1 protein-coding gene is annotated in these 1,565 nt (G+C 67.8%); it reads right to left on the bottom strand.

The features are described from left to right. On the bottom strand, window positions 1–1,560 hold a 1,560-nt coding region (locus AB0G02_RS39490), incomplete at its 3' end, for an RICIN domain-containing protein (RefSeq protein ID WP_360805427.1). Window positions 1,561–1,565 lie beyond the last annotated feature (5 nt).

The raw sequence follows: 1,565 nt of genomic DNA, 5'->3' as shown, positions 1-1,565 counted from the left end.
GTTGGCGCCTGCCGTCTGACCGACGATGGTCGGCACGCAGGTGGCCTGGTCGAGCGTGAAGCTGTAGGGGATGCTGACCGTGGTGGTGGACTTGACGTCCGGCCCGGCGGGCCTGTGCTCGCTGTCGGGCGTGGACCAGGTGACGTTGTCGAAGATGTTGCCGCTGACCTGCCAGTACCCGACCTGGTCGGTGTAGAAGGTCCCGAGGACGTCACGGGAGTTCTTGAAGTAGTTGTTGTCCACCTTGGCCTTGGCGCCGGCCCGGGAGTTGATGCCGGACTCGTTGAGGCTCACGTAGTAGTTGTTGTACATGTGGCCGATGCCGCCGCGCAGCAGGGGAGTGCGGGAGTCGATGTTCTCGTACAGGTTGTGGTGGAAGGTGACGAACCCGTTCGAGAGGTCGCTCTCGCTGGAGCCGATCAGCCCGCCGCGGCCGGAGTTGCGCAGGGTGCTGTAGGACAGGGTCACGTACTGGGTGCCGTTCTTCATGTCGAACAGGCCGTCGTAGCCGTCCGACTCGCCGCCCGACGCGAGCAGGTTGGTGTGGTCGACCCAGACGTTGCGGACGTTGCTCTCCATGCCGATGGCGTCGCCGCCGTTGGACGTGGGCGAGCCCGACTTCTTGACGTTCCGGATCGTCACGTTCCGGATGACGATGTTGCGGGACTCGCGGATGTGGATGCCCAACTGGTCGAAGACCGCTCCGCTGCCGACGCCGATGATGGTGACGTTGCTGATCTGCTTGAGTTCGATCACCCCTGAGGCGGTCGAGCAGCTGCCGCCCGACACCTGGGTGGTGTTGCTGTGGTTGATGGTGCCCTCGACCTCGATGATGATCGGGGTGGAGCTGCTCGCCCGGCTGCACAGGGCCTGGTGGATCTGGGTTCCCGTGGTGGCCCGGACCTTCGCCCCGCCCTGACCGCCGGTGGTCCCGCCGTTCATCGCCGCGAAACCGGTCGCGGCGCCCGTGGGCGGGTTCGACGTCGTGGTGGTCGAGGTCGTGGTCGTGGTCGACGTCGTCGTGCTGGTGGACGTCGACGTGGAGGTCGAGGTCGAGGTCGTCACACCGTTCGCCGGGGTCAACGTCCACTGCTTGGTGGCCACGCTGTCGCAGGAGTTGATCTGCACCCCGGCGCCGACGGCGGTCGAGCTGTCCTTGATGTTCATGCACTTGGCGCTGTTGGTGTCGACCAGGCGGTAGTTGCTGCCGCTCGCGGTCACCGTCCAGGTCTGGCCCGCGCCGCCGGTGCACGCGACCTGCTGGACCGCCTTGCCCGCCGACGTGGACGCGTCCTGCACGCCGACGCACAGGCCCGTGGCGACCGAGCTGATCCGGTACCCGCCGCTGACCGCCGTGAACGTCCACTGCTGGCTGCCGGCGGTGCCGCACGACGCCTGCTGGAGCTGGACGCCCGCGGTCGTGGTCCCGTTGGGGACGTCGAGGCAGTGCCCGCTGCCCACGTTCTTCACCGTGTACGTGCCCGCGCCGATCGCCGCCGAAGCGGTCGTGATCGGCCAGGCGACGAGCGTGGCGGCCAACGCCGTGACGCCCGCCGCCACTGCGG

This window comes from Actinosynnema sp. NPDC023658 (assembly GCF_040639995.1).
Taxonomy (GTDB): domain Bacteria; phylum Actinomycetota; class Actinomycetes; order Mycobacteriales; family Pseudonocardiaceae; genus Actinosynnema.
Note: the sequence above shows the minus strand (reverse complement) of the source record. Positions and strands in the feature narration are given on the sequence as shown.